Raw genomic sequence first — 7,807 nt, 5'->3', positions numbered from 1 at the left:
GACAGGTCGGCCGATACCAGCTGCCACTCCTCATCAATCACATAGGTATCAACTGTCGATATCCATGTGTTCCCCTTGTCGGGGGAAGCGTACAGGGTCTGGTTATAAGCTCCGTTTGAAGTCCGGCGGACGGCAAATGAGAATAAAAGGTTTCTAAAGCCTGTGGATGGTGCATGGAAGATCAGTTCCCGTGTATCTGCCGGGTTCCTTACCCTCAGTCCCTGCAGGGGTTGCTGACTCATCTGCAGGTTAATGTCAGATCCGTCCTGAACCATATCCATGTATCCCGGGCCATCACCCGGATAGGTTATCTCTCCATGGTTCCCGGCCGAATAGTCGGAGACGACAATAAGCAGAGAATCATCATCGGGCAGGTCGTTGAAGTGCCAGTAATGAATCAGCTCCTTCTCGGCCGCGGGCATGAAGTGCGCAATAAGGACCCCCGTTTCTTCATCAGCGGTCATCACTACCGGATTCTCGCCGTTGCTCTTGCCCTCCCAGTGGCTGAAAATGTAACCCTCTTTTGCTATCGCCTCAATCTCTAAGGGTATGCCGCTGAAATATGTCCCCCTCCAGGGATAAGCATTATCATTGATCCCGGGTGTTCCGGGCCGGATATCGATGGAGTTAATCCTGATATATCCATGGTCCGGGTCTGAAACATCAAGAATTACAGGAACAGTGTCCCTGCCAAAATAGTCCATCAGGTGTCCCCACTGGTGGCCGGGGCGGTTAATCGCAAAATTGCGCATCATATTAACCTGGTTGTACCAGGAATTCCATTGCCCCCCGTCTATGCTGACGGGTTCCTTCCAGCGGTTGATATGCTCCTGGAATTCGGGTTCCAGTACCTGCTGGTATTCGTCGATAAGCGCGGTGACCCTGTCAGGGAGGAATGCGGAGTTCATCAGATCGGCAAACCTGTTCAGGAACTCTGTTCTGAAATTATCATTCTCAAGGTAGCTGCGAAGCAGGAAGGTTGACCATGGCGGATTGGGCCAGCCGGGGCCGTCAGTTGCCGCGGCAAACTCCATTACATTTTCGGCAGGTGATTTTCCCCAAATGCCGAAACCGAAATCCATGTCAAAAGCCATCCACCTCCAGCGGCCGTCATGGCCGTGTGGTGTATATGGCTGGTAGGAATCGGTACGCTTCCTGAAAAAATCAATATTGTTTGCCGGCCAGTCCGTGTTCGCCGAATAGATATTGGCTATCTGGTAATCGATGAAGTTCTCGGTATCTATACGGGTTTGAATGTATTCGTAGTGGACCTCTTCCTGCAGTCCGTTAGCTTCAATATATTCTATAGTCTGAACGTAATGCTGGTTGTCGCCCTCCTTTCTCCATGCGTTGCCGGTCAGCAGGTCCAGGTCCTCCTCGTCGATGTCGTAAACCCTCTTTATATAGTGTTTGTCGTACCGTTCCCTGATATTATGTATTCCCCAGTATTCGCCGTTAAGGAAAACTATTACCGGCCTGTAGGCCTGGGTATCAAAGTTCATTTCGCGGCAGACCCGTTGAATGAGTGCATCCCTGAACAGGGTATTGGGGTAGTCGTTGCCGGAATTCCTCAACATCAATCTCTTGTATTCGTCATAATCCTGTTCGGGGAAAAATCTGTAGCGCAACCTGGAATCACCATAGTCGCTCCTTGCATAAATGCGCAATGATTTCATCGGATGCGCCCTGCTCCATCCTCCATGGATACGGATGCCTACCTCCTGGTTCAGTTCAGGTCTGGTTGAACCGCTGTCCCAGAAAGTGAAGCTTGCAGGGTACTCCCAGTCACTTCCTCTCATGTGATAATTTCCCCTGCTGCCCCCGTCGGCATTTCTGTCGGGATAGGCTTCGCGCCAGTTGTCAAACACCTTTCCAGGGGTATATATGCCTTTGTTGTAGTCGAACAGGTTCTGCTCTCCCGTGCTGATGGCTATGACCGGAAGATCGTACCTGTTCCTGTCAAATAAGAAGTAGGTGTGGGTTACGACCGGACTGGGAGTATCACCTGCCCTGTGAGTGATGGCGCGTACCACCGTACCCTTGACGACGGGTGCATTAGGGAAATAATATGGCGGATTATGGTAAGATGAGGCTTTATTTGTTATCCTGTCATCTTCAAACCTGCGGTTTTCAATGAAGATGAAATCCTCATAGATATGTGTTCTGTATAATCCCGTCAGGAATTGTCCGGGTTCCTGACCCGGCCGCGCAACCCAGGTGTTCTTGTATGTGTAGGTAGAACCCGACAGATTGTCCGGGTCGGGCTCAGATCCGTCAAGGGTATAGTAAATATTTGCAGCCGGGACATCAGTTGACAGGATGAGTCCGAATGGATTCGGATAAAAACCACTTGTGTGTGAGAACCTCGGCGGTGACAGGGGAGCGTCGGAGTCAGCAAGGGTCTGGTTGTGGACTAACGCGAACAGTAATAAAAAGAAGATCATCTTTTTGACGATTGCTCCTGTTACACTGGAGGGACTTAACGGCGAGGTGTTGCTGGAAAAAAATCCTGAAAACATATCTGGTTTTGTTTTTAATGCGGGATAAATATGCCGATTATTTTCTGTTTTTCCAATATTTCCGGCGTTGATGTCAGTATGATCCCGGCATTATGGTTCGAGTGACCGCCGGTGGTAGTATTCTGCACGCTCTTCGTTCCCGAACCTTAAGTATATATTCCTGAGATACTCTGCATAAGAGGGTCTTGGATCGATCTCCCAGAGCTTCTCGAAATATCTCCTCGAAATCCTGAAGTTTTCGTTAATTGTTTCAAGGGCATTCAGAAGCTGCCTGTATTGTGCCCTTGTCTGGTTCTGTTCATAAGCAGTAAACTCCTCCTGGTAGCGGTTTTCAGCCAGCCAGAAGTAGTGGTCGCCCAGGTACTCCAGTGCTGTTAAGTTGGTGTTGTCGGCATTGTAAAGGTCGCGTGCAATATCTTTCAGTTTACCATCCCTGCCAAGATGCCTGTTAAGCTCATACCAGCTTTCCAGAAGACCGGCATTGCCGGGCGCCAGTTCTTCCAGGTCCTCCCAAAGCTCCAGCGCCCTGTCGGTGTTATTGCTTTCCAGGTATGTATCAAAAAGCCTTATCCTCATCTCATCTGCCTTATCGCCACCAGGGTAATTGTCAATATAGTTTTCGAGATTTGTTATCTCGAGAGAAAGATTGTCAATTTCCCGGTATGCAGTTGCAAGTATATAATAACCTCTCTCACCCGAGGTATCTTTCCGGCCGGCCTGAACCAGGTATTCTATCGCTTTGTTGCGGTGTCCGGTCTCCCAGGCAGAAATCCCCGCCCTGTACCAGGTCTCACCGTCTGCCTCGCGGTTGCGGCTCTTTTCAAGCTCAATGATCTCCTCGTAAAGTTCAAGGGCAATACGGTAATTACCGGCGTTGTATTCTGCTTCAACCTCTTCATGCAGGGCGGTTATCCGGCGGGCAGGCCCGCAACCAGCAACTATCGCCAGTAGCAGGATAACAGATAATGTAGTTTGTGCAGTCTTCATCATGTATTGACTGGCAAATTTACTCAATTTATTCGAAGAACTTTTTCCTGTGATAATTGGCGTAGTTCAACAGTTGTTCTGCGATTTCGGGATATTCAGTAATCACGTTGATCTTTTCATAAGGGTCATGAACCATATCGAATAGAGCCGTGTCGATCCTCTTCTGGATGTAAGTGCCTGCCTGGCCGTCAATGCCGCCCCTGAGAGGATACCTGTAATCATGGGGGAGGTGAAGCTTCCACTTCCCGTCAGAGCTGAGCACTCCCTCAAAATTGTTGATCATGGTGAAACCATAATAATCGTGTGGGTTTACCGCACCCTCTTTTCCGGAAATTATATCCCATACGTTCTTACCGTCTATTTCGTGATCCGGCAACGGCGCTCCTGTAAGATATGATATTACAGGGAGAAAATCTATTGACATAAACGTTTGGTGGGAAATATCTCCCGGTTCAATTTGCCGGGGGTATTTGATTATTAGTGGCGAGCGTATGCCCCCGTCGAATGATGTGCCTTTCTCTCCGCGATACGGAGTTTGTCCTGCATGATTTCCATATGCAAGCCAGGGTCCGTTGTCTGACGTGAAGATCACCATTGTATTCTCTTCGATGCCGTTTTCTTTCAAGGCTTTCATGATCTCGCCAACCGACCAGTCCAGCTCCATGATAACATCACCGTAAAGTCCGGTACCGGACTTACCTGCAAACTTGTCGCTTACGAAAAGTGGCACGTGGGGCTGAGGGTGGGGGACATAAAGGAAGAACGGGGATTCGCTGTTACGGTTTATAAAATCGACCGATTTTTCGGTAAACCAGGTGGTAAACCACTCCTGGTGGGCAGCAGTGACCGAATCGATTGTTATTTCTCCGTTTTCCCAGTACTGTAGTGGCCATTGACCCCAAAACTCCGGTCTTTCCGGATGCCCTGCCCACATATCGTTTGAATACATGATCCCGGCTGACTCGTCAAAACCTCTTGCAGGAGGCCTGGTATCCGGCTGGTCTCCTATATGCCATTTACCGAAAAAACCTGTCTTATACCCAATCTGCTGGAGAAGTTCTCCGATTGTAGCAAACTCCGGATCCAGTCCCCGCTGCCGCGGTGCATGGGCCCCGAACAGCCCAACTCTTTCTGGGTAGCAACCCGTGAGAAGTGCAGCCCTGGAGGCAGAACAAACGGCCTGGGGTACATAGAAATTATGGAAGGTTCGGCCCTCCTCAGCCAGTTGCCTGACATTTGGAGTAGGGTAACGTGTTTCGGCGAATGGTTGGAAATCGGCCCAGCCGGCATCATCAAGAAAGATAATCACTATATTGGGTTGTTCTTCTTTCTCCGGCTCAGCCTGAGTGCAGGCGGCAAACCCCGGTGCCAGCGCAAGCAGCGGGATTGTCCTGGTAAGTGATCTGGAAATTTGCATAGTATTATTGGTTTATTTGTGGGACTGGTTGCCATGTGTCAATTATTCTCATCGAAGTTGTCTGTCTGTCTGTCTGTCTGTCCTGCAACAGGCTTGCCCCGGGTTAAAAATATTTTATCAGTCAATCCACCCTCTTCAGCATCAACAGTCTGAAATCCATAACCTGTGACCCGGGCATTCCGGTAGCCTGAAGCGTGATTTGTCCTTTTCCCTGCTCAAGGAATATCTTTCCGGCATGCAGCGGTTTAAAGTCCTTTACATATGATTCCACCCTTTTAACCCTGTCATTTTCCATTCCCCTGAGGGGCGGGTCATGTCCCTCTGTTATTTGTCCCCTAACAATTGAGGAGCCAAAAGAGAGCTCAAACGTTGATCCGGTGTCCTGCGGCGGACAGGTGTAATGTATCTCCACCTCGAACCAGCCATCGGCCAATACTTCAACATCCCAGGTAATTTTATCGTCAAGCGAGGTCCAGTTGGTAAAGAAGCTGCTGTTGGGCCACCTGTTCGACCTTACTATATTCCCGTGCGGCCTGCCGTCCCTTGCAGGAAGCTGTGTGTAGATGGCATCGGGGTGTCCCACCGTGAACGGGCGGTTTCCGGCACCCAAACCCTGCATCGTTTCATTTTTCCAGTTATTAACCGCTTCCGCCATTCTTTCCCTGATTTCAGGCTCTTCTTCGCTTATATCAACTCTTTGTCCCCGATCCTCAACAATATCGAAAAGCCTTCCCTGGTGGTCAAGCCTGTATCTCTGATCCCTGACACTTACATTGCCGTTCCAGTGGGCAAATATGTAGCGGTCGCCGGCAAAAACACCTTCATCCATAATGAGCGGCCGCAGGCTCACCCCATCCAGTGGGTAAACGGTGCTGTACTCTATACCTGCAAGATGTGCGAGCGTGGGCAGAACATCTATCGCACCCGCCACCTCTTCAATCACCTTTCCGGGGTTTATAGTTTCTTTCCATTGTAAATAAAAGGGAGAACGGACCCCACCCTCATCGGTCGATCCTTTTCTGCCCTTCATGCCGCCGTTCCACCGCCAGCTGTTGGGACCGTTATCATTCATGAAGATGACTATTGTATTTTCCTCCAGTCCCAGTTCCCTGAGGGCATCAGTCACCCTGCCGACGTTCCAGTCTATATTTTCACACATGGCCAGGGCTGCCCTGGTAAATTCAACGTCCTCCTCATACCGGTCGTCCGTTAGCATCCCGGGCTCAAAATCAGCGAACCGGTCATACCACCGGTCAGGCACCTGCATCGGGGTGTGGGGAGTTATCTGTGCGATATAAACCAGGAAAGGGCTTTCCCGGTTTTCCCTGATAAATTCGATGGCCCTGCCGGTTATGTCGTCGGGAACATAACCGTCGCCCTGTACGATCTTGCCGTTGTGCTCCAATGGGGGACTGAAATAGTCGCCCCAGTGGCCCGAACAGAATCCGTAAAATTCATCAAAACCCCTGCCGTTGGGATGGTAGGGATACTGCATCCCGTTGTGCCATTTGCCGAAAGCGGCGGTGGCGTAACCTGCTGACCTGAAAATATCTGCAAATGTTGTCTCATCAAGGTTCATCCGCTCACCGCCTTCGGAAGTATCGAAGACTCCTGACCGGGTATGGTACCGGCCGGTAAGCAGGTCGGCGCGGGTGGGGGAGCACACCGGCTGCACGTAGAAGTTGGTGAACTGCGCCCCGTTCTGAGCCAGTGCGTCGATATTCGGTGTATGCAGGTTGGTGTTCCCGTGCAGGCTTATATCACCCCAGCCCTGGTCGTCGGTAATAATGATCACAATATTGGGCTGCCGGGGCCTTTCAGCTTCCGGTGAGCTGCATCCAAACATCCCGGCGCCTGCAGTCAGCAGGGGGATGACAGGAATAAATGTGGTCTTTTTGTTTACTATCATGATAAAGCGGATTGATCTCTGCGTTATTATAAATAATCCTGATCAAATTAACATGCGTTTTATTACTCGACCGGAAGCAGCCTGAAGGAATCTTCAGGAGTTTCTCCGTATTTATCCCTTAGCTCGTCAAGCCTGATATGTAAATCATCGCGTACCACGGCGTAGGAGGGATCATCGTATACATTCTGCATCTCATGCGGATCGGTTTCCAGGTCATACATCTCCCATTCATCTATATCGTAATAGAAATGGATCAGCTTGTAGCGGTCTGTTGCAATCCCGTAATGACGCTTGACGCTATGTACTGCCGGATATTCGTAATAATGATAATAATGTGCATCTCTCCAGTCCCTTACATTTTCACCTCGCAGTAATGGCAGCATGCTTCTGCCCTGCATATCCCCGGGATCGGGAGCGCCTGCAGCATCAAGAAAGGTCTGGGCAAAATCAAGGTTTGAGACAATGTCTTTATTTACACTTCCGGGTTCAATATGCCCCGGCCATTTTATAACCAGGGGGGTGCGGTATGACTCTTCATACATGAAGCGCTTGTCAAACCAGCCGTGCTCACCAAGATAAAAACCCTGATCGGAGGTATATATAACTATGGTATTTTCATCCATTCCTGTATCTTCAAGATACTGAAGTATACGGCCAACGCTTTCGTCAACAGACTGTATAGTGGCCAGATAATCATACATATACCGCTGATATTTCCACCTGACAAGGTCTTTTCCCTGTGGATTAAGCTTTTCAAATTCCTCCCTTATAGGTTCATATGTCATGTCCCACAGCCTCCGCTGCTCCTCATCCATCCTGCCCACGGTCCTGTTGTAAACACCTCCTGATGCACCTGGGGGCCACATTTTAAGGTCCTCAACGATCCGCATCGTATGCTCAATAGACATATCCTGCTCCCTGGCCGCAGCACCCATTCCCGAATAGTCGTCAAAAAGATTGAAAGGCTCGGGAAAA

General features: G+C 49.8%; 5 protein-coding genes. All 5 read right to left on the bottom strand.

Annotation, left to right across the window (positions count from 1 at the left end; genetic code table 11):
• A partial coding sequence (locus EA408_13565; protein ID TVR68441.1) for a hypothetical protein occupies positions 1–2,519 on the bottom strand: 2,519 nt, incomplete at its 3' end.
• Positions 2,520–2,609: 90 nt separating this feature from the next.
• Complete coding sequence (locus EA408_13560; protein ID TVR68440.1) at positions 2,610–3,509, bottom strand: hypothetical protein; 900 nt, start codon at positions 3,507–3,509, stop codon at positions 2,610–2,612.
• Between the two features lie 25 nt (positions 3,510–3,534).
• Positions 3,535–4,923 carry an arylsulfatase gene (locus EA408_13555; GenBank protein ID TVR68439.1) on the bottom strand — a complete coding sequence of 463 codons (1,389 nt, stop codon included), beginning with the start codon at positions 4,921–4,923 and terminating at the stop codon, positions 3,535–3,537.
• A gap of 121 nt (positions 4,924–5,044) precedes the next feature.
• A complete protein-coding gene (locus tag EA408_13550; protein TVR68438.1) occupies positions 5,045–6,832 on the bottom strand; it encodes an N-acetylgalactosamine 6-sulfate sulfatase in 1,788 nt (595 codons plus the stop codon).
• Between the two features lie 62 nt (positions 6,833–6,894).
• Positions 6,895–7,807: DUF4976 domain-containing protein (locus tag EA408_13545; GenBank protein TVR68437.1), on the bottom strand; the 913-nt coding region annotated here is incomplete at its 5' end.

The organism is Marinilabiliales bacterium (assembly GCA_007695015.1).
GTDB lineage: Bacteria > Bacteroidota > Bacteroidia > Bacteroidales > PUMT01 > PXAP01.
This window is presented reverse-complemented; position numbering and strand designations above follow the sequence as displayed.

What these genes read in the sequence shown, in the direction of transcription:
- EA408_13560 (TVR68440.1), bottom strand. Translation starts at nt 3,509, where the DNA reads ATGATGAAGACTGCACAAACTACATTATCTGTTATCCTGCTACTGGCG.
- EA408_13555 (TVR68439.1), bottom strand. Translation starts at nt 4,923, where the DNA reads ATGCAAATTTCCAGATCACTTACCAGGACAATCCCGCTGCTTGCGCTG.
- EA408_13550 (TVR68438.1), bottom strand. Translation starts at nt 6,832, where the DNA reads ATGATAGTAAACAAAAAGACCACATTTATTCCTGTCATCCCCCTGCTG.